This is a genomic window from Streptomyces sp. NPDC044033, assembly GCF_056434425.1.
Genome location: NZ_JBWKFF010000010.1, coordinates 194,468 through 218,675 on the forward strand (window position 1 = coordinate 194,468; position 24,208 = coordinate 218,675).

General features: G+C 71.7%; 22 protein-coding genes and 1 riboswitch. Of the genes, 15 read left to right on the plus strand and 7 right to left on the minus strand.

All coding sequences use genetic code 11. The annotated features are described in order from the left end of the window. The first annotated feature begins 4 nt into the window (after positions 1-4). The 5 genes from AC07AB_RS19780 to AC07AB_RS19800 all read left to right on the plus strand — a co-directional run bounded on the left by AC07AB_RS19780 (position 5) and on the right by AC07AB_RS19800 (position 4,797). Positions 5-310, plus strand: a complete 306-nt coding sequence (locus AC07AB_RS19780) for a YraN family protein (RefSeq protein WP_478568589.1) — start codon at positions 5-7, stop codon at positions 308-310. After that, positions 310-1,920, plus strand: coding sequence for a YifB family Mg chelatase-like AAA ATPase (locus tag AC07AB_RS19785; protein ID WP_478568333.1), 1,611 nt, complete (start codon positions 310-312; stop codon positions 1,918-1,920). Before AC07AB_RS19780 ends, AC07AB_RS19785 begins: the two co-directional genes overlap by 1 nt. Continuing rightward, on the plus strand, positions 1,917-3,086 hold the full coding sequence (gene dprA / locus AC07AB_RS19790) for a DNA-processing protein DprA (protein ID WP_478568336.1): 1,170 nt from the start codon (positions 1,917-1,919) through the stop codon (positions 3,084-3,086). The genes AC07AB_RS19785 and dprA overlap by 4 nt, the downstream gene beginning before the upstream one ends. Positions 3,087-3,328: 242 nt before the next feature. Next, entirely contained in the window at positions 3,329-4,165 is an 837-nt protein-coding gene (whiG, locus tag AC07AB_RS19795) for an RNA polymerase sigma factor WhiG (protein WP_478568339.1), read from the plus strand. Positions 4,166-4,257: 92 nt separating this feature from the next. Then, positions 4,258-4,797 (plus strand): TetR/AcrR family transcriptional regulator, encoded by a 540-nt coding sequence (locus tag AC07AB_RS19800; RefSeq protein WP_478568592.1) that lies wholly within the window; start codon positions 4,258-4,260, stop codon positions 4,795-4,797. 90 nt (positions 4,798-4,887) lie between these two features. Here AC07AB_RS19800 and AC07AB_RS19805 read toward each other — a convergent pair whose 3' ends face one another. Next, complete coding sequence (locus AC07AB_RS19805) at positions 4,888-5,937, minus strand: peptidoglycan DD-metalloendopeptidase family protein (protein ID WP_478568342.1); 1,050 nt, start codon at positions 5,935-5,937, stop codon at positions 4,888-4,890. Positions 5,938-6,250: 313 nt separating this feature from the next. Between AC07AB_RS19805 and rpsB the strand changes: the two genes are divergently transcribed. The 9 genes from rpsB to AC07AB_RS19850 all read left to right on the plus strand — a co-directional run bounded on the left by rpsB (position 6,251) and on the right by AC07AB_RS19850 (position 16,164). Then, positions 6,251-7,222, plus strand: a complete 972-nt coding sequence (gene rpsB, locus AC07AB_RS19810) for a 30S ribosomal protein S2 (protein WP_478568345.1) — start codon at positions 6,251-6,253, stop codon at positions 7,220-7,222. A 101-nt stretch (positions 7,223-7,323) separates the two neighbouring features. Then, on the plus strand, positions 7,324-8,178 hold the full coding sequence (gene tsf / locus AC07AB_RS19815; RefSeq protein ID WP_478568348.1) for a translation elongation factor Ts: 855 nt from the start codon (positions 7,324-7,326) through the stop codon (positions 8,176-8,178). Between the two features lie 160 nt (positions 8,179-8,338). Beyond that, positions 8,339-9,118, plus strand: coding sequence for a UMP kinase (pyrH, locus tag AC07AB_RS19820; RefSeq protein WP_478568351.1), 780 nt, complete (start codon positions 8,339-8,341; stop codon positions 9,116-9,118). 183 nt (positions 9,119-9,301) lie between these two features. After that, the gene (gene frr / locus AC07AB_RS19825) at positions 9,302-9,859 is read left to right on the plus strand and encodes a ribosome recycling factor (RefSeq protein WP_478568354.1); all 558 of its coding nucleotides are present in this window, start codon (positions 9,302-9,304) and stop codon (positions 9,857-9,859) included. Then, complete coding sequence (locus AC07AB_RS19830; RefSeq protein WP_478568357.1) at positions 9,859-11,007, plus strand: phosphatidate cytidylyltransferase; 1,149 nt, start codon at positions 9,859-9,861, stop codon at positions 11,005-11,007. Before frr ends, AC07AB_RS19830 begins: the two co-directional genes overlap by 1 nt. Before the next feature lie 80 nt (positions 11,008-11,087). Beyond that, positions 11,088-12,194: a dual-specificity RNA methyltransferase RlmN gene (gene rlmN / locus AC07AB_RS19835; protein WP_478568360.1), complete on the plus strand. Its 1,107-nt coding sequence runs from the start codon at positions 11,088-11,090 to the stop codon at positions 12,192-12,194. A 22-nt stretch (positions 12,195-12,216) separates the two neighbouring features. Next, a riboswitch (TPP riboswitch) is annotated at positions 12,217-12,321 on the plus strand. After that, positions 12,317-13,399 (plus strand): thiamine ABC transporter substrate-binding protein, encoded by a 1,083-nt coding sequence (locus AC07AB_RS19840; RefSeq protein WP_478568363.1) that lies wholly within the window; start codon positions 12,317-12,319, stop codon positions 13,397-13,399. Its footprint overlaps the riboswitch before it by 5 nt. 95 nt (positions 13,400-13,494) lie before the next feature. After that, on the plus strand, positions 13,495-15,135 hold the full coding sequence (locus AC07AB_RS19845; protein ID WP_478568595.1) for an ABC transporter permease: 1,641 nt from the start codon (positions 13,495-13,497) through the stop codon (positions 15,133-15,135). Then, positions 15,136-16,164 carry an ABC transporter ATP-binding protein gene (locus tag AC07AB_RS19850; protein WP_478568366.1) on the plus strand — a complete coding sequence of 343 codons (1,029 nt, stop codon included), beginning with the start codon at positions 15,136-15,138 and terminating at the stop codon, positions 16,162-16,164. It begins immediately after the preceding gene. A gap of 23 nt (positions 16,165-16,187) precedes the next feature. Here AC07AB_RS19850 and AC07AB_RS19855 read toward each other — a convergent pair whose 3' ends face one another. From AC07AB_RS19855 to AC07AB_RS19880, 6 genes are all read right to left on the minus strand, one after another. After that, positions 16,188-17,150 (minus strand): DMT family protein, encoded by a 963-nt coding sequence (locus tag AC07AB_RS19855; protein WP_478568369.1) that lies wholly within the window; start codon positions 17,148-17,150, stop codon positions 16,188-16,190. 94 nt (positions 17,151-17,244) lie between these two features. Further along, positions 17,245-18,459, minus strand: coding sequence for an LOG family protein (locus AC07AB_RS19860; protein ID WP_478568372.1), 1,215 nt, complete (start codon positions 18,457-18,459; stop codon positions 17,245-17,247). Positions 18,460-18,525: 66 nt separating this feature from the next. After that, positions 18,526-19,689 carry a hypothetical protein gene (locus AC07AB_RS19865; RefSeq protein WP_478568375.1) on the minus strand — a complete coding sequence of 388 codons (1,164 nt, stop codon included), beginning with the start codon at positions 19,687-19,689 and terminating at the stop codon, positions 18,526-18,528. Beyond that, positions 19,671-20,399 (minus strand): ABC transporter ATP-binding protein, encoded by a 729-nt coding sequence (locus AC07AB_RS19870; RefSeq protein ID WP_478568377.1) that lies wholly within the window; start codon positions 20,397-20,399, stop codon positions 19,671-19,673. Before AC07AB_RS19870 ends, AC07AB_RS19865 begins: the two co-directional genes overlap by 19 nt. Before the next feature lie 229 nt (positions 20,400-20,628). Continuing rightward, a complete protein-coding gene (locus AC07AB_RS19875; protein WP_478568598.1) occupies positions 20,629-22,008 on the minus strand; it encodes an aspartate aminotransferase family protein in 1,380 nt (459 codons plus the stop codon). Beyond that, positions 21,993-22,481: an Lrp/AsnC family transcriptional regulator gene (locus tag AC07AB_RS19880; protein WP_478568380.1), complete on the minus strand. Its 489-nt coding sequence runs from the start codon at positions 22,479-22,481 to the stop codon at positions 21,993-21,995. Before AC07AB_RS19880 ends, AC07AB_RS19875 begins: the two co-directional genes overlap by 16 nt. 178 nt (positions 22,482-22,659) lie before the next feature. Here AC07AB_RS19880 and AC07AB_RS19885 point away from each other — a divergent pair, with 178 nt between their 5' ends. Beyond that, a complete protein-coding gene (locus AC07AB_RS19885) occupies positions 22,660-24,123 on the plus strand; it encodes a gamma-aminobutyraldehyde dehydrogenase (RefSeq protein WP_478568383.1) in 1,464 nt (487 codons plus the stop codon). The last annotated feature ends 85 nt before the right edge of the window (positions 24,124-24,208 follow it).

The window sequence follows — 24,208 nt, forward strand, 5'->3', positions numbered from 1 at the left end:
GCAGCTGGCCGAGGCCGGGCTGGCCGTCCTGGAGCGCAATTGGCGGTGCCGCGACGGCGAGATCGACATCGTCGCGCTCGACGGCGACGCGCTCGTGGTCTGCGAGGTCAAGACCCGGCGGGCGGGACCGTACGAACATCCCATGGCCGCCGTCACCCCGGCCAAGGCCGCGCGGCTGCGGCGGCTCGCTGAGCGCTGGCTCGACCGGCACGGAGGGCCGCCGCCCGGCGGCGTGCGCATCGATCTGATCGGTGTGCTGCTGCCCCATCGGGGCGCTCCGGTCGTCGAGCACGCCAAGGGGGTGGCCTGATGGGTTTCGCCCGTACGTGCTCCGTGGCGCTCGTCGGCGTCGAAGGCGTCGTCGTGGAGGTCCAGGCCGACCTGGAACCCGGCCTCGCGGCCTTCGCGCTGGTCGGGCTCCCTGACAAGAGCCTCGTGGAGAGCCGCGACAGGGTCCGGGCGGCGGTCGTCAATTCGGGCGCCGAGTGGCCGCAGAAGAAGCTGACGGTCGGTCTCAGCCCGGCGTCCGTGCCCAAGAGCGGCAGCGGTTTCGACCTGGCGGTAGCTTGCGCGGTGCTCGGCGCCGCGGAACGGGTCGACCCGAGGCAGATCGCGGACCTGATGATGATCGGTGAACTGGGGCTCGACGGCCGGGTCCGCCCGGTGCGCGGCATCCTGCCCGCGGTACTGGCGGCGGCCGACGCGGGATACCGGCAGGTGGTCGTCCCCGAGCGCACCGTCGCCGAGGCGTCACTGGTCCCGGGCGTCTCCGTGCTCGGCGTACGGACGCTGCGCCAGCTCATCGCGGTGCTCGGCGACGAACCGGTGCCCGACGAGGAGGAATCGCCCGGCGACGGGCGGCCGGATCCGATGCTGGCCGGGCTCGCGCTGCCCGGGGCCGGCATGGGCACCGGCTCGCTCGTCGCCGAGCGAATCCCCGACCTCGCCGACGTCGCCGGACAGACCAAGGCCCGCGCCGCACTGGAGGTGGCGGCGGCCGGGCGGCACCACATCTTCTTCAAGGGCCCGCCCGGAGCCGGCAAAACCATGCTGGCGGAGCGGCTGACCGGCCTGCTGCCGCCTCTGACCCCGCAGGAGTCGCTGGAAGTCACTGCCGTGCACTCCGTGGCCGGAGCGCTCCCCGCCGGCCAGCCCCTGATCGAACGAGCGCCGTACTGCGCGCCCCACCACTCGGCTTCGATGCCCTCGCTCGTCGGAGGCGGCAGCGGTCTGCCCCGGCCCGGAGCGGTCTCCCTGGCACACAACGGCGTACTTTTCATGGACGAGGCTCCGGAGTTCAGCGGCCGGGTGCTCGACGCCCTGCGGCAGCCGCTGGAGTCGGGACACGTGATCGTCGCGCGCTCCGGGGGAGTGATGAGACTGCCTGCCAGATTTCTGCTCGCCCTGGCGGCGAATCCCTGTCCGTGCGGGCGGCACGGGCTCTCCGGGGCGGGCTGCGAGTGCTCGCCGCAGATGGTCAAGCGCTACCGGGCCCGGCTGTCCGGGCCGCTGCTCGACCGCATCGACGTCACGGTGACGGTCGAACCGGTCACCCGGTCCCAACTGGTCGGTCTCGACGCGCAGACAGAGACGACCGCGGAGGTCGCGGCGCGGGTGCGGGCGGCCCGCGACCGGGCCGCCGCCCGGTACGCCGACACCCCCTGGCACACCAACAGCGAGGTGCCCGGCCATGAACTGCGCACTCGCTGGCAGGTTGCCCCGGGGGCGCTGAGCGACGTGGAACGGGACATGGAGCGCGGACTCCTCACCGCGCGCGGTCTGGACCGGGTGCTGCGCGTCGCCTGGACTGTCGCGGACCTTGCCGGACACGACCGACCGCAGGAAGAGGACGTGGGCCGGGCGCTGGAACTGCGTACGGGCATCGCGCGCGGCACCGTCATGGCGGGGGGCCTCCCGTGAGCGTTCCAGGGCGCGAACGTCTCGCGCGGGCGGCGCTCACCCGGCTCACCGAGCCGGGCGACGAGACCGTGGGACGGTGGCTGCGAAAGCTGGGGGCGGTGCGGCTGGTCGAGGCGTTGACCGGGCGCGCGCAGCCGCCGCCCGGAGCGGGGCCCGAGCGCATCGAGGGGTGCCGGCGCCGGGCGGCCGCGTGTGACCCCGCCGGGGATCTCGCGGCGGTCGCCCGGCTCGGCGGGCGCTTTCTGTGCCCCGGCGACCTGGAGTGGCCGCGGCAGCTCGACGACCTCGGGGATGCCGTGCCGGTCGGCCTCTGGGTGCGCGGCGACGCCGACCTGCGGCTCTGGGCGCTCCGCTCCGTCGCCGTCGTCGGCGCCCGGGCCTGCACGGACTACGGCTCGCGCGTGGCGGCGACCCTCGGCGCGGGGCTCGCCGAGCGCGGTTGGGTGGTGGTCTCGGGCGCGGCGTACGGAGTCGACGGGGCGGCGCACCGGGGAGCGCTCGCCGCGGGCGGAGCGACCGTGGCCGTCCTGGCATCGGGGGTGGACGTGCCGTACCCGCGCGGGCACGCCGAGTTGATCCAGCGGATAGCGGAACAAGGGCTTGTCGTCGCCGAGTTGCCGCCCGGCGGGCATCCCACTCGCAGCCGCTTCGTGCTGCGCAACCGCGTCATCGCGGCGCTTACCCGGGGCACGGTCGTGGTGGAGGCCGAGTACCGCAGCGGTTCCCTGGTCACGGCGCGGCGGGCGCAGCGGCTCGGGCGGTCGACGATGGGCGTGCCGGGGCCGGTGACCTCGGGTCTGTCCGCAGGGGTCCATGAACTGCTGCGGGGGGAGGCGGCGCTGGTGACCGACGCCGACGAAGTGGTCGAGCTGGTGGGGAGCATAGGAGACTTGGCGCCCGCCCGAGAGGGGCCGGTGGTGGCCAGGGACCTGCTGGAGGCAGCGGCGGCGCGAGTGCTGGACGCGCTGCCCGGGAGCGGCGGGGCGTCCTGGGACCGTCTGGTGCGGGAGACCGGCCTGAGCCGGGATCAGGTGCTGGGCAGGCTCTATGAGCTGCGGGCTCTCGGCTTTGTCGAACGCACCGGCGAACGCTGGCAGTTGACCGGGGAGGCCGGGGGCGCGGAGGTCGCCGGGCGACGCGCGGGCGCGCGGCGGGGCGGTCCTTGACCTGGGCCGCTTCGGTGGAAGGCTATGGACGATGACCGCAAAAGCGCGCGATGCGTCCCCGTCGTGGTCGCCGTTCGACCCGGCGGCTGTCATCCCGGAGTGCGGGCAGCGGAACGTATCTGCGCACCACCGAACCCACCCTCTTCGCACACTGCGACGCTCCAGTCACGCTACGCTCACAAGAAATCCGGCTCCCACGGATCACTCGATCCACGTCACGGCAGAACGGCTCAAGGCGAAGAATGCCCCAGCACACCTCGGGTTCTGACCGCGCGGCAGTGCCGCCCGCCGCCCGCGGCACGGTGCGCCCTCCCGCGCCCTCGACGCTCGATGAGCTGTGGCGCTCCTACAAGGCGACGGGCGACGGGCGGCTGCGGGAGCAGCTGATCCTGCACTACTCGCCGCTGGTGAAATATGTGGCGGGACGGGTCAGCGTGGGGCTGCCGCCCAATGTCGAGCAGGCGGACTTCGTCTCTTCCGGGGTCTTCGGGCTCATCGACGCCATCGAGAAGTTCGACCCCGAGCGCGCCATCAAGTTCGAGACATACGCCATCACCCGGATCCGGGGGGCGATGATCGACGAATTGCGGGCCCTGGACTGGATTCCGAGATCGGTCCGGCAGAAGGCGCGGGCGGTCGAGCGTGCGTACGCCACGCTGGAGGCGGCCCTGCGCCGCACGCCGTCGGAGGCGGAAGTGGCTGCGGAGATGGACATCGGGCTGGAGGAACTGCACGGAGTCTTCAGCCAGTTGTCGCTGGCCAACGTGGTGGCCCTGGAGGAGCTGCTGCACGTCGGTGGCGAGAGTGGCGACCGGCTGAGCCTGATGGACACCCTTGAGGACACCGCCGCCGACAACCCCGTCGAGGTCGCCGAGGACCGGGAGCTGCGGCGGCTGCTGGCGCGCGCCATCAACACGCTCCCGGACCGGGAGAAGACCGTGGTCACCCTCTACTACTACGAAGGGCTCACGCTCGCCGAGATCGGCAACGTCCTCGGTGTCACGGAGAGCCGGGTGAGCCAGATCCACACCAAGTCCGTGCTCCAGTTGCGGGCCAAATTGGCCGATGTCGGACGCTGAATCGTCCCTCCAGCGTCGTCCCCCGCACGGGGCATCCGTAGAGTGGAAGCGTGCCAAGGATTCGAGCGGCCTCAGTGGCCGAGCACCGGACGATGCAGCGCGGCGCCCTGTTGGACGCCGCCCGCACCCTGCTGTCCGAAGGCGGCACGGAGGCGCTGACCTTCCCCGCCCTCGCCGAGCGGACCGGGCTCGCGCGGTCCTCCGTCTACGAGTACTTCCGCTCCCGGGCGGCCGTCGTCGAAGAGCTGTGCGCCGTCGACTTCCCCGTCTGGGCGGCGGAGGTCGAGTCCGCCATGGAGCGGGTCGACACGCCGGAGGCGAAGATCGAGGCGTATGTGCGGCGGCAGCTCGCGCTCGTCGGCGACCGCCGCCACCGGGCCGTCGTCGCCATCTCGGCGGGTGAGCTGGACGCCGGGGCGCGCGAGAAGATCCGCGCCGCGCATGGCGGGCTGATCGCGATGGTCGTCGAGGCGCTCGGCGGTCTCGGGCATGAGCAGCCGCGGCTGGCGGCGATGCTGCTTCAGGGCGTCGTCGACGCCGCCGTGCGCCGCATCGAGCTCGGCGCGGCCGAGGACCCGGACCGCATCACGGAAGCGGCCGTCGCGATGGCCCTTCGGGGCGTACGGGGCTGACCCCTCCACGACCCGCCCCGGCGGGCAGGTCGCCCGCGCTGCTTGTCGCCGGCCTGTCCTCGGTGCCGGCCGCTCTCGCGGGCCGGCCGTCTACGCCGCGCGCTTTCGCGCGCCTGCCCTGCGCGTGAGTCGTTCCCGTGTGTCCGCGGTCCACGGCTCGCGCCCCATGCGTCGGCCGCCCGGCGCGCGTCGTGTGCGCCGGGAGGTGCGCAACGCGCGGCGCGCCCACACCGCGGCCGTCACCAGGGCCGCCGCCGCGGCCACGTGCCCCAGGGACATGTCGTCGCCCCACCCGGCCGGTCGCAGTCGCCGCGACGCGTGTGCCGCCGGGGAGGCGGCAGCCGGGGCCGACGGGGCCAGGGCCGGGGAGCCCATCGGGACGCCGAAGACCGGCAGGAGCCGCGACGGGCCGCCGCCCAGCAGCTCAGGCGGCAGCAGCGACAGCGGGTCGAGGTAGCGGTGGCCGCGCAGCAGGCCCCAGTGGAGGCAGGCCGCTGCGCAGTGGGACGGACCGGATCGCAAGACGCCCACCGTCTGCCCCGCGGCCACCCGGTCGCCCACGCGCACCGTCGCGCGTACCGGCTCGTACGTGGTGCGCAAGGGCGGGCTGCCGGTGCCGGACAGCTCGATCGACAGCACGCCGCGGCCCGCGACCGTCCCCGCGAAGGACACCGTGCCTCCCCCGGCCGCGCGCACCGCTTCCCCGGCGAGGGCGGCGAGGTCCACGCCGCGGTGCCCCGCCGCCCACGGCGCCGGGGGCGGTTCCCACGCCCGTACGACCAAGGGCCGGGACGCTGTGCCCGCTCCGGCTACCGGCCAGGCGCGGGCGGCCTTGCCGGCGGGGGCCGTGGCAGTCGCCCGCCCGCCGCCCTCGGGCTCGCTCCTCGCCTGTGCGTCCAGGACGGGCATGCCTAGGAAAGGCCTGTCCAGGGCGTGCGTATCCGGCGAGCGGATGTCCGGGGCGTGCATGCCCGGCGGACGGGTCTCCGGGGCGCCCGCGCCCGAGGCGCGTGCGTTCAGCGAACGGGTTTCCGGGGCGTGGGCGTCCACGTACCTGACCAGTGCGTGGGCGTCCGTCGTATACGTGGCCATGAGGGCCCAGAGCAGGGCCGTGCCCACGGCCGTCATCAGTCGGCGCATGGCAGAACGGTGGCGCAGAGCGCCTCCGCGCGGGGATCATGGAGCGGATCTGTGGACTACTGACGGGTTGTGGACAACGGCGTCACCCGTCGGCGCGGCGGTCCCGTACACTTCTTTTGGCGATCCGGGTCACCGGATCGACTTCGCACGCCCCGCCGCCGGCGCGTCAGTCCCTCTCGGGCAGCCCGGTGGCCGTGTCCCTCGGTCCGCGGAACGGTTCCTGGCAAAGGCACCGACCGCGGCGGGCGCGACGGGGCGTCAGGCGCGACGGCCGCCCGGCCGGCGCGGGAACCGAGCACATAGGAGTACGGCCATGGCCGTCGTCACGATGCGGGAGCTGCTGGAAAGCGGCGTCCACTTCGGTCACCAGACCCGCCGTTGGAACCCGAAGATGAAGCGCTTCATCTTCACCGAGCGCAACGGCATCTACATCATCGACCTGCTCCAGTCGCTGTCGTACATCGACCGCGCCTACGAGTTCGTCAAGGAGACCGTCGCGCACGGCGGCTCCATCATGTTCGTCGGCACCAAGAAGCAGGCGCAGGAGGCGATCGCCGAGCAGGCGACCCGCGTCGGCATGCCCTACGTCAACCAGCGCTGGCTGGGCGGCATGCTCACCAACTTCTCCACGGTCTACAAGCGCCTCCAGCGCCTCAAGGAGCTTGAGCTCATCGACTTCGAGGATGTGGCCGCCTCCGGCCTCACCAAGAAGGAGCTCCTGGTTCTCTCCCGCGAGAAGGCCAAGCTGGAGAAGACCCTGGGCGGCATCCGCGAGATGCAGAAGGTGCCCAGCGCCGTCTGGATCGTGGACACCAAGAAGGAGCACATCGCCGTCGGCGAGGCGCGCAAGCTCCGGATCCCGGTTGTCGCGATCCTCGACACCAACTGCGACCCCGACGAGGTCGACTACAAGATCCCCGGCAACGATGACGCGATCCGCTCCGTCACCCTGCTCACCCGCGTGATCGCCGACGCCGTCGCCGAGGGCCTCATCGCCCGCTCCGGCGCCGCCTCCGGCGACGCCAAGGGCGAGAAGGCCGTCGGTGAGCCGCTTGCCGAGTGGGAGCGCGACCTGCTCGAAACCAAGAAGACCGAGGAAGAGGCCGCGGCCCCCGCCGCCGAGGCCGAGAAGCCGGCCGAGGCCGCTGCTGACGCCCCGGCCGCTGCTGACGCCCCGGCCGACGCCGAGGCCCCGGCCGCTGCCGAGGCTCCGGTCGCGGACGCCACCGAGGCCCCGGCCGCGGAGGCCGTCGAGGCCCCGGCCACGGACGCCGAGCAGGCCTGACCTCACACGTCACGGCTGATGACGGCGGGGACGGCGCCACGAGCACCGTCCCCGCCGTTCACCCGTAGTCACATCGACTTTCGAGAAGAGATTCACAGACCATGGCGAACACCACCGCCGCTGACGTCAAGAAGCTCCGCGAGCTCACCGGCGCCGGCATGATGGACTGCAAGAAGGCGCTGGACGAGGCCGAGGGCAACGTCGACAAGGCCGTCGAGATCCTCCGCGTCAAGGGCCAGAAGGGCGTCGCCAAGCGCGAGAGCCGCAGCGCCCAGAACGGTGCCGTCGTCTCCCTCATCGCCGACGACAAGTCCTCCGGCGTGCTCCTTGAGCTGAAGTGCGAGACGGACTTCGTCGCGAAGGGCGACAAGTTCGTCGCCGTCGCCGACGCCCTCGCCGCGCACGTCGCCAAGACCGCCCCGGCCGACATCGAGGCGCTGCGCGCCTCCGAGATCGAGCCCGGCAAGACCGTGCAGGCCTACGTGGACGAGGCCAACGCCACCCTCGGCGAGAAGATCGTCCTCGACCGCTTCACGCGGTACTCCGCCGGCTACGTGGCCGCGTACATGCACCGCACCAGCCCGGACCTGCCGCCGCAGGTCGGCGTCCTGGTCGAGCTGGACAAGGGCACCGCCTCCGACGAGGCCGCCGCCGAGGCCGCCAAGGACGTGGCGCAGCACATCGCCGCGTTCGCGCCGAAGTTCCTCACCCGTGAGGAGATCCCGGCCGAGACCGTCGAGAACGAGCGTCGCGTCGCCGAGGCCACCGCCCGCGAGGAGGGCAAGCCCGAGGCCGCCCTGGAGCGCATCGTCGAGGGTCGCGTCACCGGCTTCTTCAAGGAGAGCGTGCTGCTGGACCAGCCGTTCGCCAAGGACAACAAGAAGACCGTCCGGAAGATCCTGGACGAGGCCGGCGTCACGCTCAAGCACTTCGCCCGCTTCCGCGTCGGCGTCTGAGCCTGACGAAGTCAGCGAATGACCTGCGACCCGCTAGGGTCGTACGCAGCCGACCGTCCACCGGCCGGCCGCAGATGTGACGAGGAGGCCATTGCCGCAGAGGGAACCGAAAGGTACCACCGGCAATGGCCTTCTTCGTATGTGCACGAGGAGATCTCCAATGAATCAGGGCGCGGACGCCACGCAGGCTGCCGACGACGAGGGCACCGGCGGCGGCAAACACCGTCGGTTCATGCTGAAGCTGTCCGGTGAGGCATTCGCCGGCGGCGGGGGACTGGGCGTCGACCCGGACGTCGTGCACAAGATCGCCAGAGAGATCGCCGCGGTCGTCAGGGACGGCGCGGAGATCGCCGTCGTCATCGGAGGCGGCAACTTCTTCCGCGGCGCCGAACTCCAGCAGCGCGGCATGGACCGGGCCCGCTCCGACTACATGGGCATGCTCGGCACGGTCATGAACTGCCTGGCCCTCCAGGACTTCCTGGAGAAGGAGGGCATCGACTCCCGCGTCCAGACCGCCATCACCATGGGCCAGGTCGCGGAGCCGTACATCCCGCTGCGGGCGGTGCGGCACCTGGAGAAGGGCCGCGTCGTCATCTTCGGCGCCGGCATGGGGATGCCGTACTTCTCGACGGACACCACCGCCGCCCAGCGCGCGCTGGAGATCGACGCCGAGTGCCTGCTGATGGGCAAGAACGGCGTGGACGGGGTCTACGACTCCGACCCGAAGAAGAACCCGGACGCGGTGAAGTTCGACGCCCTGGAGTACGGCGAGGTCATCACCCGCGGGCTCAAGGTCGCCGACGCCACGGCCATCACCCTGTGCATGGACAACCAGCTGCCGATCCTCGTCTTCGAGCTGCTCGCCAAGGACAACATCTCGCGTGCCGTGAAGGGTGAGAAGATCGGCACGCTCGTGAGCGACCGGGGTACCCGGGCCTGACGGCTCGTACGGCCGTACGAGCGGCACGCGCCCCCCATCCGGGACCGTGCGGCCACGACGGCAACCCCCGCCGCGGGAGATGCGCGGCACGGGGATGGACAACGGCCTGCCGGTCGGACACCGTGCAGGAGAAGACGCGCGCAGGGGCGAGGCTCTGCTTACTGATAACACCAGGAGCAAGTGGTGATCGAAGAGATCCTCCTCGAGGCCGAGGAGAAGATGGAGAAGGCCGTCGTGGTCGCCAAGGAGGACTTCGCGGCGATCCGTACGGGGCGTGCGCACCCGGCGATGTTCAACAAGATCGTGGCGGACTACTACGGTTCGCTGACCCCGATCAACCAGCTGGCGTCGTTCTCGGTGCCGGAGCCGCGGATGGCCGTGGTGACCCCGTTCGACAAGAGCGCGCTGCGCAACATCGAGCAGGCGATCCGCGACTCGGATCTGGGCGTCAACCCGAGCAACGACGGCAGCATCATCCGGGTGACGTTCCCGGAGCTGACCGAGGACCGGCGCCGCCAGTACATCAAGGTCGCCAAGGGCAAGGCCGAGGACTCGAAGGTCTCGATCCGCGCTGTCCGCCGCAAGGCCAAGGAGACCCTCGACAAGCTCGTCAAGGACAAGGAGTCCGGCGAGGACGAGGTGCGCCGCGCCGAGAAGGAGCTCGACGACACCACCGCGAAGTACGTCACGCAGGTGGACGAGTTGCTCAAGCACAAGGAAGCCGAGCTGCTCGAAGTCTGATGAACGACTCTTCCTGGGGGGCCCCGCCGAGCGCCGGATACCGGGGGCCGACCGACCGGGGGCCGGCCCGTCCGGCGGGTCCCGTGCACGACATGGGTGACGCGGCGCAGACTCGGCCCATGCCCATCGTGCCCGACGCAGGCGGAGATCAGGACGACCGTGAGAAGGGGGCCGCTTACCTCGGCGGCCCCCTGTTCCGCGATGAACAGTTCCGTGAAGAACGGTTCCGTGACGAACAGCTCCGTGGTGAGCGGTTCCACGGGGAGCAGGAGCCCGCAGCGGTGCCCGAACCCGTTCCCGCGGCGCCGGAGCCCGCCGCCGCGCCCGTCAAGAAGAGCGCGGGGCGTGACCTGCGGGCGGCCATAGGGGTCGGCCTGGGGCTGGGCGGGATCATCATCGCCTCCCTGTTCATCTACAAGCCCGTCTTCCTCGGCGTGATAGCGGTCGCCGTCGTCGTCGGGCTGTGGGAGCTGACCTCGCGCCTGTCGGAGAAGAAGGCGATCAAGGCCCCGCTGGTGCCGCTGGCGGTCGGCGGCGCCGCCATGGTCGTCGCGGGCTACCTGGACGGCCCGGAGGGCGCCTGGGTGGCCATGGCCTTCACCGCGCTCGCCGTGCTGGTGTGGCGGATGACGGAGCCGCCCGAGGACTATCTGCGCGATGTCACGGCGGGCATCTTCGCGGCGTTCTACGTGCCCTTCCTCGCCACTTTCGTGGCGTTGATGCTCGCCGCGGACGACGGCGCGTGGCGGGTGCTCACCTTCCTGGTGCTGACGGTCGTCAGCGACACCGGTGCGTACGCGGTGGGCTGGAAGTTCGGCAAGAACAAGCTCGCGCCGCGCATCAGCCCCGGCAAGACGCGCGAGGGCCTCGTCGGCGCGGTCGCCTTCGCGATGGTGGCGGGCGCGCTGTGCATGCAGTACCTGATCGACGACGGGACCTGGTGGCACGGGCTGCTGCTCGGCTGCGCGGTCGCGGCCAGCGCCACGCTCGGGGACCTCGGCGAGTCCATGATCAAGCGGGATCTCGGTATCAAGGACATGGGCACGCTGCTGCCCGGGCACGGCGGGATCATGGACCGGCTGGACTCCCTGCTGCCCACCGCGCCGGTGGTGTGGCTGCTTATGGTGATCTTCGTCGGCAGCGGCTGACCTGCGCTTTTCCCGGCCAGGGGTTCGTTGTCCACAGGGCGGCGGACCCCTTTCCGGTTGTCTGCCACACTGGATGGACCATGCCTGTACCCGGAGAACTCACTTTCGTCGCGCCGCGCGGAGCCAAGAAGCCGCCGCGGCATCTCGCCGACCTCAGCCCCGCCGAGCGCCGCGAGGCCGTGGCAGCGATCGGCGAGAAGCCGTTCCGCGCCAAGCAGCTGTCGCAGCACTACTTCGCCCGGTACGCCCACGACCCGGCGCAGTGGACCGACATCCCCGCGACGGCGCGCGAGAGGCTGGCGGCCGAGCTGCTGCCGGAGCTGATGAGCGTGTTGCGGCACATCTCGTGCGACGACGACACCACCCGCAAGACGCTCTGGAAGCTGCACGACGGCACGCTCGTCGAGTCCGTGCTGATGCGCTATCCGGACCGGGTCACCATGTGCATCTCGTCTCAGGCGGGCTGCGGAATGAACTGCCCGTTCTGCGCCACCGGCCAGGCCGGCCTGGACCGGAATCTGTCCACCGCCGAGATCGTCCACCAGATCGTCGACGGTATGCGCGCCCTGCGCGACGGCGAGGTGCCCGGTGGTCCGGCCCGGCTCTCCAACATCGTCTTCATGGGGATGGGCGAGCCCCTGGCCAACTACAAGCGCGTCGTGGGCGCCATCCGCCGGCTCACGGACCCCGAGCCGGACGGGCTCGGCCTCTCGCAGCGCGGCATCACCGTCTCCACCGTCGGGCTCGTCCCCGCGATGCTGCGCTTCGCCGACGAGGGCTTCAAGTGCCGCCTCGCGGTCTCCCTGCACGCCCCCGACGACGAGCTGCGCGACACGCTCGTGCCGGTCAACACTCGGTGGAAGGTGCGCGAGGTCCTCGACGCCGCCTGGGAGTACGCGGAGAAGTCCGGCCGCCGCATCTCCATCGAGTACGCGCTGATCCGCGACATCAACGATCAGGCGTGGCGCGGCGATCTGCTTGGGAAGCTGCTCAAGGGCAAGCGTGTGCACGTCAACCTCATCCCGCTCAACCCGACGCCCGGCTCCAAGTGGACCGCGTCGCGTCCGGAGGACGAGAAGGCGTTCGTCGAGTCGATCGCGGCCCACGGCGTGCCCGTGACCGTGCGCGACACACGGGGCCAGGAGATCGACGGGGCCTGCGGACAATTGGCCGCTTCCGAGCGCTGATATGGTGCTTTCGCACAATTGAACAATCCGACAGGGGAGCGCACAGAGCGCTGAGAGTGCGGCCCGGCCGCAGACCCTCGGACCTGATCCGGGTCATACCGGCGTAGGGAGTCAGCTCACTCATGAACAGCAATATCCGGCGTGCCATCGGCGCCGCTGCCGTCGGTGCCCTCGGCGTCGCCACGCTCGCCGCCTGCGGCGGCTCCGGATCGTCGGCGTCGGACGCCAAGACGGTCACCCTGGTCTCGCACGACTCGTTCAACGCCTCGAAGCCCGTGCTCGCCGAGTTCACCAAGAAGACCGGCTACAAGGTCCAGGTGGTCAAGAGCGGCGACGCGGGCGCGGCCGTCAACCAGGCGATCCTCTCGAAGACGCACCCGCAGGGGGACGTCTTCTTCGGCGTCGACAACACCCTCCTCTCGCGCGCCCTCGACAACGGCCTGTTCACGCCGTACGCGGCCAAGGGGCTGGACCGGGTACCGCACGACCTCCAGCTCGACGCGGCAGCGCACCGGGCCACCCCCGTCGACACCGGGGACATCTGCGTCAACTACGACCGCGCGTACTTCAAGGACCACGGGCTGGCACCGCCGCAGTCCTTCGACGACCTGGTCAAGCCGCAGTACAAGAACCTCCTCGTCACCGAGAACGTCGCCACCTCGTCCCCCGGACTCGCCTTCCAGCTCGGCACCGTCGCCAAGTACGGCGAAGACGGCTGGCAGAAGTACTGGAAGAAGCTCAGGAGCAACGGCGTCGAGGTCGTGGACGGCTGGGAGCAGGCGTACAACCAGCGGTTCTCGGGCTCCGCGGCAGGCAAGAAGGCCAAGGGCGACAAGCCGCTCGTCGTCTCCTACGCCTCCAGTCCGCCCGCCGAGGTGCTGGATGCGAAGCCGCAGCCGAAGGAGGGCCCCACCGGGGTCGCGACCGGCACGTGCTTCCGGCAGATCGAATTCGCGGGGCTGCTGAACGGGGCGAAGAACGCCAAGGGCGCCAAGGCGCTCCTCGACTTCCTGGTGAGCAAGGAGTTCCAGGAGGACATGCCGCTCCAGATGTTCGTCAAACCGGCGAACCAGGACGCGAAGCTGCCCGAGGTGTTCACGAAGTACGGCGCGAAGATCTCCGACCCCGAGACCCTGGCCCCGGAGCAGATCGCCAAGAACCGTGAGCAGTGGGTCAAGTCGTGGTCGTCGCTCGTCCTGAAGTAGAGCCCCCGGGCAACGCGCCGGACGGCACCGCTCCCGGCCGCGCGGCGGCGGATCGCCGGACCGCCGCGCGCGGGGCCGCGGCGCGGCTCGCGCTGATGGCCGTGCCGCTCGCGTTCTTCGCCGTCTTCTTCGCCTACCCCGTCGCGGCGATCGTGGCCCGGGGGCTGAAGGACGGCGGGCACTGGCAGTTCGGCCGGATAGCCGATGTGCTCAGCGACCCGCAGATCGGGCACGTCCTGTGGTTCACCACCTGGCAGGCCGCCGCGTCCACCGCGCTGACCCTCGCCCTCGCGCTCCCCGGCGCGTACGTCTTCGCCCGCTTCGACTTCCCCGGCAAGCAGGTGCTGCGCGCCGTGGTGACCGTCCCCTTCGTCCTGCCGACCGTCGTCGCGGGCTCGGCGTTCCTGGCCCTGCTCGGCCGCGGCGGACTGCTCGACGAGATGTGGGGTGTCCGCCTCGACACCACGGTCTGGGCCATTCTCCTCGCGCACGTCTTCTTCAACTACGCGGTCGTCGTACGGACCGTCGGCGGCCTGTGGGCGCAGCTCGACCCGCGCCAGGAGGAGGCGGCGCGGGTGCTGGGCGCCGGGCGCTTCGCGGCCTGGCGCAGGGTGACGCTCCCCGCGCTCGCGCCCGCCGTGGCGGCCGCGGCCCTCATGGTCTTCCTCTTCACCTTCACCTCCTTCGGCGTCATCCAGATCCTCGGCGGCCCGCGCTACGCGACGCTGGAGGTGGAGATCTACCAGCAGACCGCGCAGCTCCTGAACCTGCCGACGGCCGCCGTGCTCTCGATCACGCAGCTGCTGGCGGTGGGCGTGCTGCTCGCCGTGCACGCCTGGACCGTACGGCGCCGGGAGTCGACGCTCCGGCTGGTCGACGCGGCGCAGACATCGCGGCGGCCGCGGGGCGCGGGGCAGTGGGCGCTGCTGTCGGGGGTGCTGGCCAGTGTCGCCCTGCTGATCCTGCTGCCGCTGGCCGTGCTGGTGCAGCGTTCCTTCGACGGGCCCGACGGCTACGGCCCGGCCTTCTACCGTGCCCTCGAATCGGCCGCCGACAACGGCGGCACCTTCGTCGTCGCGCCGCTGGAGGCGATCGGCAACTCGCTCTCCTACGGGCTCGCCGCCACGGCCATCGCCGTGGTCATCGGCGGGCTGGCCGCAGCAGCCCTGACGCTACGGGGCGGGGCGAAGGGCGGGGCGAAGGGCACGGGCCGGCTCGTACGGGGCTTCGACGCGCTCCTCATGCTGCCGCTCGGCACCTCCGCCGTGACCGTCGGCTTCGGTTTCCTCATCACCCTCGACAAGCCGCCGCTGGACCTGCGGGACTCCTGGATCCTGGTGCCGCTGGCCCAGGCGCTGGTGGGCGTCCCCTTCGTCGTACGGACCATGCTCCCGGTCCTGCGCGCGGTCGACGCGCGGTTGCGGGAGGCCGCCGCGGTGCTCGGGGCGTCCCCGCTGAGGGCCTGGCGGGAAGTGGATCTGCCGCTGGTGGGGCGGGCGCTGGCGGTCGCGGCGGGGTTCGCGTTCGCGGTCTCGCTCGGCGAGTTCGGGGCGACCGTCTTCATCGCCCGGCCGGACAGCCCGACGCTGCCGGTCGCGGTCGCCCGGCTGCTGAGCCGGCCCGGGGAGATGAACTACGGGCAGGCGATGGCCCTCAGCACCATTTTGATGCTGGTATGCGCGGTGGCTCTGCTGGTACTGGAGCGCATTCGCACCGACCGTTCGGGAGAGTTCTAGATGGCCCTGCTGCGACTGGACGGCGTGAGCGTCCGCTTCGGTGCGAGGACGGCGCTGGACGCGGTGGACCTGGAGGTCGCCGAGCACGAGACGGTGTGCGTGCTCGGGCCGAGCGGCAGCGGCAAGTCCACGCTGCTGCGGGTCGTCGCGGGGCTCCAGTGTGCCGACGGCGGACGGGTGACGTTGGAGGGCCGGGACCAGAGCGGTATCCCGACGCACCGCCGGGGCGTGGGCCTGATGTTCCAGGACCATCAGCTCTTCCCGCAGCGCGATGTGGCCGGGAACGTCGCCTTCGGACTGCGGATGCGCGGGGCCGGCCGCACCGAGCAGGCCCGTACCGTCGCCGAACTCCTCGACCTCGTCGGCCTGCCGGGCGCGCAGGGGCGCGCGGTCGGCGCGCTGTCCGGCGGCGAACAGCAGCGCGTGGCGCTCGCCCGCGCGCTCGCCCCGCAGCCCCGGCTGCTGATGCTCGACGAGCCCTTCGGCCAGCTCGACCGGGGGCTGCGTGAGCGCCTGGTGGTGGAGCTGCGCTCTCTCTTCGACACCTTGGGCACCACGGTCCTCGCGGTCACCCACGACCAGGGTGAGGCGTTCGCGCTCGCCGACCGGGTCGTCGTCATGCGCGACGGGCGTGTCGCCCAGAGCGGCACACCGCTGGAGGTGTGGCAGCGCCCCGCCTCCGAATTCGTGGCCCGGTTCCTCGGCTTCGACAACGTCGTCGAGGCGGGCGTCACGGGTGAGGCCGCCGAGACGGCCTGGGGCAAGGTCCCGGTGCGCCGGGGCGCGCCACAGGGCGCGCGGCGGCTGCTCGTACGCCCGGCGGGGGTGCGGCTGGCGGGCGTACGGGACGGGCTGCCGTGCACCGTCGAGGCGCGCACCTTCCGCGGCGACCATGTGGCGCTGCTGCTGCGGCCCGAGAGGGGGCCGCAGCTGGAAGCGGCGTGCGCGCTGCGCGACGCGCCGGAGGCGGGCGCGCGGGTCGGTGTCGAGTTCGACGCGGACGAGGTAGTGGTGCTCAGCTCTCCGTAGCCCTCAGGCCGGCTTCCCCTGGATCAGTTCCCCGTAGGGGAGGCGGCGCTGTGCCGCACGGCGTCATCGGCGTCCACCGGGAGCGGGTCGTCCGGCTGGGGTTCCGCCGCCGGAGCGCCCTCCGGCTCGCCGAACCAGGCGACGGCCACCGCGCCCGCCACCGCCAGTACGAACCCGAGGATCGCCACCCAGGCGAAGCCGGGCCGTGAGGAGTCGCCGAGCCACAGCACGCCGATCATGCCCGGCAGTACCGTCTCACCCACCACCAGGGCGGCGGTCGCTCCGTTGACCGAGCCGATCTGGAGGGCGATGGTGTGCAGGTACATGCCGCCGATGCCGGCCACGAGGATGGCGTAGAGCGCGGGGTCCGCGAGGAGCGTGGGCAGGTTGAACGGATCGATGCCGTTCAGGACGCGCACCCCGACGCCCAGCGCGCCGAAGCCGAGGCCGGAGAGCAGACCGGCCAGGATCGCGGCCCGCGAGCCGAGCATCCGCACGACCACCGTGCCGCCCGCCATCAGCACGATCGAGATCGCCAGCAGCCACCAGTGGGTGGCCGTCGAGCTGTTGCCCCCGCCCTCGTGCCCGGCCGCGGTCGCGAGCAGCACCAGCGCCGAACAGACGACCGCGATCGAGGTCCATTCGGGCCGGGTCAGCCTGATGCCGAGGAGCTTGATGCTCAGCACGGCGGTGACCACCAGGTTGGCGCTGATGACGGTCTGGGAGAGAAAGAGCGGCAGCAGCCGCGCGGCCAGCGCGCCGAGCGCGAACCCTATGAAGTCGAGCCCCGTACCGACCATGAACTCCCAGGTCACCGCGGCCTTCGCGGTGGACGACAGGCTGGGGCCGCCATGCTGCGTGGTGCCGGTCGACGAGGCCGCGGCTGCCTCCCGCCGGGCGGATTTGCGTGAGCCCACGGCTTGCAGGACAGACCCCGTGCCGTAGCAGGCCGAGGCCGCGACAGCCGTCAGAAGGCCGATGATCACCAGTAGCTCCGTTCGCGCGTGCGCACTCTGTGTTCTGTCTGGCAGACGCGCATTTCGGGGGAAGAGTTGCCTCCGGTCAAGAACTGGTCAAATATTAGTCATCCGCAGACCGGGACCGGTCGGCCGGGTCGGTCGACCGCAGCCGGTCCAGCGCCGCGGGAGCCTCCTCCACCGAGTCGACGAGCGCGATGCGCCCACCCATGGGGCGGCCCTCGGCCAGCGCCTCCAGCAGCGGCCAGGCCGGCAGCCGGCGCGTCCAGTGATCGCGGTCGACCAGCACCATCGGGGTCGCCTCGCCGTGCGATCCGTAGTAGTTCGACGTCGCGTTGTCGAAGATCTCCTGCACCGTCCCGGCCGCGCCCGGCAGGAAGACCACGCCCGCGTCGGAGCGGGCGAGCAGGCCGTCCTCGCGGATGGCGTTGGCGAAGTACTTGGCGATGTGGGCGGCGAAGGCGTTCGGCGGCTCGTGCCCGTAGAACCAGGTGGGCAGGGCGACCGAGGCGCCGCCGTCCGGCCAGCGCTCCCGCACCGCGAAGGCGGCCGCCGCCCAGTCGCCGACCGAGTCCACGAACGAGGGGACTTTCGCCAGGAGTTCGAGGGCCTCGTCGAGCACGGAGTCGCCGTACGGAGCCGCGTACGCGCCGAGGTTCGCGGCCTCCATCGCACCCGGCCCGCCGCCCGTCGCCACCGTCAGCCCGGACCGGCTCAGCGACCGGCCGAGGCGGGCCGCGCCCGCGTACCCCCGCGAACCGCGCTCCAGCGCGTGCCCGCCCATGACGCCCACGACCCGTGCGCCGACGAGGAGTTCGTCCAGGGCGTCGGAGACGGAGTCGTCGTGGATGCCGCGCAGCATCGAGGCGAAGACGTCGCCATCGGCCCTGGTCCGCTCGTACCAGGCGTACGCGAGCGCGTCCGGTGTGCTCTCGTAGCTCACCGCCAGCCCCTCGAAGAGCTCCTCGGGCCGGTAGAGCGAACCGCGGTACGGGTCGAACGGCAGCTCCGGTATGGGTGGGAAGACCAGCGCGCCCGACGCCCGCACCCGCGTCGCCGCCTCCTCCGGCATCCGGCAGCCCAGGAAGACGGTCTGAGCGCACTCCGCGGTCAGCAGCGCCGCGCCCCGCTCCGTCAGGTCGACGGACTGGACGCGGCAGCCGCCGAGCGAACCGGCGGCCACGGCCGCGTCGAACTCCTCGACGGACGCGATCTCACAGGACGCGGGAGAGGACGGCCGCGAAGGCGTCGACGGCTCCGCCGAGACGGGGCGGTGGGACGCGTCCCGCCCGGCCGGAGAATGGGTGTTCGGCTGCATCCGGCCATGCTAGGTCCTGCCGCCGGACTCCCGTCGCCCGCCCGAAGAACGGGCCCGCCCCGCCGCTCACCGGGTCAGCGGAAGCGCCGCCAACAGCCCGACCGCCCACGTCAGCGCGGCGAGCACGGCCAGCAGTACGGTCGCACGGAGCACCGCCGCGCCGCGCAGCACGGCGACCGGCGCGCCCAGCCGCAGCAGGGCGGCCGTGGTCTCGCCCCGGCGGTGGCGGGTCTCCAGACCCGCGGTGATCGCCGTCGCGGCGGCGCACGCCATGACGACCGCGGCGCCCAGACCGGTGAGCGGGCCGAACGGGCGGGGGCCCGCCGACTCCCAGGCCGTGCCGTACAGTTCGGCCGCCGCCAGCGCGCCCGAGGCGACCGCGCACACCACGCCCAGCGGGCGGCCGATCCGTACCGCGTCGTCCTGGAGCACCCGGCCGGCCAGCAGCCGCAGCGCGCCGGGCCGCCCGGCGGACAGCACCTTGCCGATGAGCTGCGCGAGGCCGGGCCCGGCCAGCACGAGTCCGACCGCCGTGAGCGCCCAGCCGCCGACGACGCCCGGCGGGCTGCCGTCGAGGCGGCCGGGCAGCGGGAACAGCGACTCGGGAGAGGGGGCCGGGCCGCGGCCCGCGTACGCCTCCAGGGCGAGGCCGACCGCGGTCAGCGCGATGCCCCACGGCAGGCTGTGCGAGATGCCGGCCGGCGCGGGGGTCTCGACGCGCGGCGCCCGGGGCCGCAGCGCGACGGCGCTGGCGGCCGCGGTGGTCACGGGCCCCACGGCGAGCAGCGTGAGGACCGCGGCCCACGGCAGCGGCCTGCCCGCGCCGAGCAGTTCGGCGGTCGCGCCGACCGGGCCCCCGACGAGGTCGCCGCGCAGTTGGAGGAAGACCAGGAGCGCGAGCGCGCTGCCGAGCGCGCAGGACACGGCGGCCGACACGGCGGACAGCAGCGTGAGGCGGCCCGGCCCGTACCCGGCGGCGGCCAGCCCCGAGCGCGGGCCGGTGGCCGGGTCCGTACGGGCGATGGCCACGGAGAGCTGGGCGGTGGCGGCCAGCGGCACCGCGCACCACGCGAGGCGCACGAGGGAGCCGTCGATGTCCTTGGGATGCGCCACGGCGTGCCCCAGCGTGCAGAGCAGCAGAAAGCCCACGCTGCCGGCCGCCGCCGTGAGCAGCAGCCGCCGCAGGAGTACGAGGGGGTGGGCGCCGCGGGCTAGGCGGAGACTGAGCACGCGGGCTTGCCCTCCGCCTCTGGGGCCGGGACCGCGCCGACCTGGCGGCCGTCCACCACCGAGATCATCCGGTCCGCGAGGGTGGCCGCCTCCGTGTCGTGCGTGGCGAGGACGACCGTGATGCCGTGCGAGCGGGCCGCCGTCGTGATCGTACGGAGCACCTGGGCGCGGTCGGCGCGGTGCAGCGGCGCCGTCGGCTCGTCGGCGAAGAGCACCGTCGGCTCGGCGGCGAGCGCGCGGGCGATGGCGACGCGCTGCCGTTGCGCCTGGAGCAGCGCCCCCGGGCGTTTGCGAACGCAGTCACCGACATCGAGCCGTTCCAGCCACTCGACGGCCTTCCGGCGGGCGGTCCGGTTGCCGGTGCCGCGCAGCAGCAGCGGCAGGGCGGCGTTCTCCCAGCCGGTCAGCTCGGGCACCAGATGCGGTTCGGTGTCGATCCAGCCGAACCGTTCGCGCCGCAGCCGCTCCCGGCCCAGCGGGGTGAGGGTGTGCACGGGCGCGCTGTTGAACCACACCTCGCCGCTCTCGGGCGGCAACTGGCCGGAGAGGCACTTGAGCAGCGTGGTCTTGCCGGAGCCGCGGGGCCCGGTGACGGCGAGGATTTCGCGCTCGCGGACACCGAGGGAGATACCGGCGAGAGCGGGGGAGCCACTGTGCGAGTAGTGCAGTCCGCGTGCCCAGAGCACGTCGTTGTCCGGCGGGGCCGCCATGTCGAGCACCTCGGGTCGCTGTGGGGTCCGTTCCCCTGTCCGGGTGAACGAACCGGAGGCCAATGGGTCACTGGCACCGTACGGAACCCGGATACTAGCTTCCGTCGAGGCTCGGCGCAGGAGCGGCCCAGTTTCCTCCGGTCGGGCTCATTACATTGGGCTGATTACGGATGTGTAGACGCGAACACGCGCAGAAGCGGCCGCTTCTGCGCGTGTCGGCGGAGGTCCGTCAGATCTTGGTCCACGCCTCTTCGAGCACGCCCCGGACGATGCCCTCGATCTCGTCGAACGTCGACTGGTCGGAGATCAGCGGCGGGGAGAGCTGGATGACCGGGTCGCCGCGGTCGTCGGCCCGGCAGTAGAGCCCGTTCTCGTACAGCTTCTTGCTGACGAAGCCGTACAGGAGCCGCTCGCACTCCTCCTCGTCGAAGGTCTCCTTGGTGGCCTTGTCCTTCACCAGCTCGATGCCGTAGAAGAAGCCGTTGCCGCGCACGTCGCCGACGATCGGCAGGTCGGTCAGCTTGGACAGCGTGGCGTGGAAGGCGTCCTCGTTGTCCAGGACGTGCTGGTTCAGACCCTCGCGCTCGAAGATGTCGAGGTTGGCGAGGGCGACCGCGGCGGAGACCGGGTGGCCGCCGAAGGTGTAGCCGTGCAGGAAGGTGTTGTCCCCCTGGTAGAAGGGCTCGGCGATCCGGTCGGAGACGACCGCGGCGCCTATCGGGGAGTAGCCGGAGGTCATGCCCTTGGCGCAGGTGATGATGTCCGGCACGTATCCGAACTTGTCGCAGGCGAACATCGTGCCGAGGCGGCCGAAGGCGCAGATGACCTCGTCCGAGACGAGCAGCACGCCGTAGCGGTCGCAGATCTCGCGCACCCGCTGGAAGTAGCCGGGGGGCGGCGGGAAGCAGCCGCCCGCGTTCTGCACCGGCTCCAGGAAGACCGCCGCGACGGTCTCCGGGCCCTCGAAGAGGATCTCCTGCTCGATCTGGTCGGCGGCCCAGCGGCCGAACGCCTCCGGATCGTCGCCGTGGATCGGCGCGCGGTAGATGTTGGTGTTGGGCACCTTGTGGGCGCCGGGCACCAGCGGTTCGAAGGGGGCCTTGAGAGCGGGCAGCCCGGTGATGGACAGGGCGCCGTGCGGGGTGCCGTGGTAGGCGACGGCCCGTGAGATCACCTTGTACTTGGTGTGGTTGCCGGTCAGCTTGTGGTACTGCTTCGCGAGCTTCCACGCGGTCTCGACGGCCTCGCCGCCGCCGGTGGTGAAGAAGACCTTGTTGAGGTCGCCCGGCGCGTAGTGCGCGAGCCGCTCGGCCAGTTCGACGGCGCTCGGGTGGGCGTAGCTCCACACCGGGAAGAAGGCGAGCTCCTGGGCCTGCTTGGCGGCGGCCTCGGCCAGCTCCGCCCGGCCGTGCCCGGCCTGGACCACGAACAGCCCGGACAGCCCGTCCAGGTACTTCTTGCCCTGGTCGTCGTAGATGTACGTGCCTTCGCCGCGCACGATCATCGGCACGGGCGCGTTCTCGTACGACGACATGCGGGTGAAGTGCATCCACAGGTGGTCGTACGCCGTCTTCGAGAGGTCCTTGCTCACGGCTATCGCGTTCCCCAGGTGTAGGTCTGTTTCCGGAGCTTCAGGTAGACGAAGCTCTCGGTGGAGCGCACGCCGGGGAGGGTCCGGATGCGCTTGTTGATGATGTGCAGCAGCTGGTCGTCGTCCTCGCAGACGACCTCGATGAGGAGGTCGAACGAGCCCGCGGTCATGACGACGTACTCGACCTCGCTCATGGCGCTCAGCGCGTCGGCGACCGGATCGAGGTCGCCTTCGACGTTGATGCCGACCATCGCCTGCCGCCGGAAACCGACGGTGAGCGGGTCGGTCACGGCGACGATCTGCATCACGCCCTGGTCGAGCAGCTTCTGTACGCGCTGGCGCACCGCGGCCTCGGAGAGGCCGACGGCCTTGCCGATCGCCGCGTAGGGGCGGCGGCCGTCCTCCTGGAGCTGTTCGACGATCGCCAGGGAGACGGCGTCGATCGGCTGCGCGCCGTTCGCGCTTCTCGGATCCGTACTACGAGTGGCCACGCGTCCCACTGTGCATGGGACTCGACTGTCCCGCAACCTCAAACCGATGAAATTCGTTGTGTGGCGCTCTAAATCTCACGGATTCCGTTGTCTATGCGTGGTGGGTGTGTCGAAAACGTCGCCCCCCTCGCTAGGCTGGGCATCTCACCCATCGGACATCTGACAGGAGGGGTGGCAAGTGACCACCGAGCCTGGACGGCTTCGCACACTGCGCAACTACATCGGCGGGGAGTTCCGGGACGCCGCCGACGGGCGGACCACGGAGGTGGTCGACCCGACCACGGGCGAGGCGTACGCCACCGCCCCCCTCTCCGGGGCCGCCGACGTCGACGCCGCCATGGCCGCCGCCGAGGCCGCCTTCCCGGCCTGGCGGGACCTCGTGCCCGGCGAACGCCAGAAGGTTCTGCTCAAGGTCGCGGACGCGATCGAGGCGCGCGCGGAAGAGCTGATCACGGCGGAGTCCGAGAACACCGGCAAGCCCCTCGCGCTCGTCCGCAGCGAAGAGGTCCCGCCGATGGCGGACCAGATCCGCTTCTTCGCGGGCGCGGCGCGGATGCTGGAGGGACGTTCGGCCGGCGAGTACATGGAGGGCCTGACCTCCATCGTCCGCCGCGAGCCCATCGGCGTCTGCGCGCAGGTCGCGCCGTGGAACTACCCGATGATGATGGCCGTCTGGAAGTTCGCCCCGGCGCTGGCCGCCGGCAACACCGTCGTCATCAAGCCCTCCGACACCACGCCCGCCTCGACGGTCCTGCTGGGCGAGATCATCGGCGGCGTGCTGGAGGAGCTCGGCCACTCCAAGAGCGTCTTCAACGTCGTCTGCGGCGACCGCGACACCGGCCGGCTGATGGTCGAGCACTCCACCCCCGCCATGGCCTCGATCACCGGGTCCGTGCGGGCCGGCATGCAGGTCGCCGAGTCGGCGGCCAAGGACCTCAAGCGGGTCCACCTGGAGCTGGGCGGCAAGGCGCCCGTCGTCGTCTTCGAGGACGCCGACATCGCCAAGGCCGTCGAGGAGATCTCGGTCGCGGGCTACTTCAACGCGGGCCAGGACTGTACGGCCGCCACCCGCGTACTCGTGCACGAGAGCGTCCACGACGAGTTCGTCACCGCCCTCGCCAAGGCCGCCGCCGACACCAAGACCGGCCTGCCCGACGACGAGGACGTGCTGTACGGGCCGCTCAACAACGCCAACCAGCTGAAGCAGGTCACCGGCTTCATCGAGCGGCTCCCCGCCCACGCCAAGATCGAGGCGGGCGGCCACCGAGTCGGCGAGAAGGGCTATTTCTTCGCCCCGACCGTCGTCTCCGGCCTCAAGCAGGACGACGAGATCATCCAGCACGAGGTCTTCGGCCCCGTCATCACCGTCCAGTCCTTCACGGACGAGGAGCAGGCGGTCAGCCACGCCAACGGCGTGGAGTACGCGCTCGCCTCATCGGTGTGGACCAAGGACCACTCGCGCGCGATGCGCATGTCCAAGAAGCTCGACTTCGGCTGCGTGTGGATCAACACCCACATCCCGCTCGTCGCCGAGATGCCGCACGGCGGCTTCAAGAAGTCCGGCTACGGCAAGGACCTCTCCGCCTACGGTTTCGAGGACTACACGCGCGTCAAGCACGTGATGACGTCGCTGGAGGGCTGAGTCGCGGGGGGGGGGGGGGGGGGGGGGGGGGGGGGGGGTGGGAGGAAACAGAGCTTTCTCCCAAACACCCCCCCCCCCCCTCCCG

Coding starts and splice junctions, on each gene's coding strand:
- AC07AB_RS19785 (WP_478568333.1), top strand. CDS start 310: ATGGGTTTCGCCCGTACGTGCTCCGTGGCGCTCGTCGGCGTCGAAGGC.
- whiG (WP_478568339.1), top strand. CDS start 3,329: ATGCCCCAGCACACCTCGGGTTCTGACCGCGCGGCAGTGCCGCCCGCC.
- AC07AB_RS19800 (WP_478568592.1), top strand. CDS start 4,258: ATGCAGCGCGGCGCCCTGTTGGACGCCGCCCGCACCCTGCTGTCCGAA.
- AC07AB_RS19805 (WP_478568342.1), bottom strand. CDS start 5,937: ATGCGCCGACTGATGACGGCCGTGGGCACGGCCCTGCTCTGGGCCCTC.
- rpsB (WP_478568345.1), top strand. CDS start 6,251: ATGGCCGTCGTCACGATGCGGGAGCTGCTGGAAAGCGGCGTCCACTTC.
- tsf (WP_478568348.1), top strand. CDS start 7,324: ATGGCGAACACCACCGCCGCTGACGTCAAGAAGCTCCGCGAGCTCACC.
- pyrH (WP_478568351.1), top strand. CDS start 8,339: ATGAATCAGGGCGCGGACGCCACGCAGGCTGCCGACGACGAGGGCACC.
- AC07AB_RS19830 (WP_478568357.1), top strand. CDS start 9,859: ATGAACGACTCTTCCTGGGGGGCCCCGCCGAGCGCCGGATACCGGGGG.
- rlmN (WP_478568360.1), top strand. CDS start 11,088: ATGCCTGTACCCGGAGAACTCACTTTCGTCGCGCCGCGCGGAGCCAAG.
- AC07AB_RS19840 (WP_478568363.1), top strand. CDS start 12,317: ATGAACAGCAATATCCGGCGTGCCATCGGCGCCGCTGCCGTCGGTGCC.
- AC07AB_RS19845 (WP_478568595.1), top strand. CDS start 13,495: ATGGCCGTGCCGCTCGCGTTCTTCGCCGTCTTCTTCGCCTACCCCGTC.
- AC07AB_RS19850 (WP_478568366.1), top strand. CDS start 15,136: ATGGCCCTGCTGCGACTGGACGGCGTGAGCGTCCGCTTCGGTGCGAGG.
- AC07AB_RS19860 (WP_478568372.1), bottom strand. CDS start 18,459: ATGCAGCCGAACACCCATTCTCCGGCCGGGCGGGACGCGTCCCACCGC.
- AC07AB_RS19870 (WP_478568377.1), bottom strand. CDS start 20,399: ATGGCGGCCCCGCCGGACAACGACGTGCTCTGGGCACGCGGACTGCAC.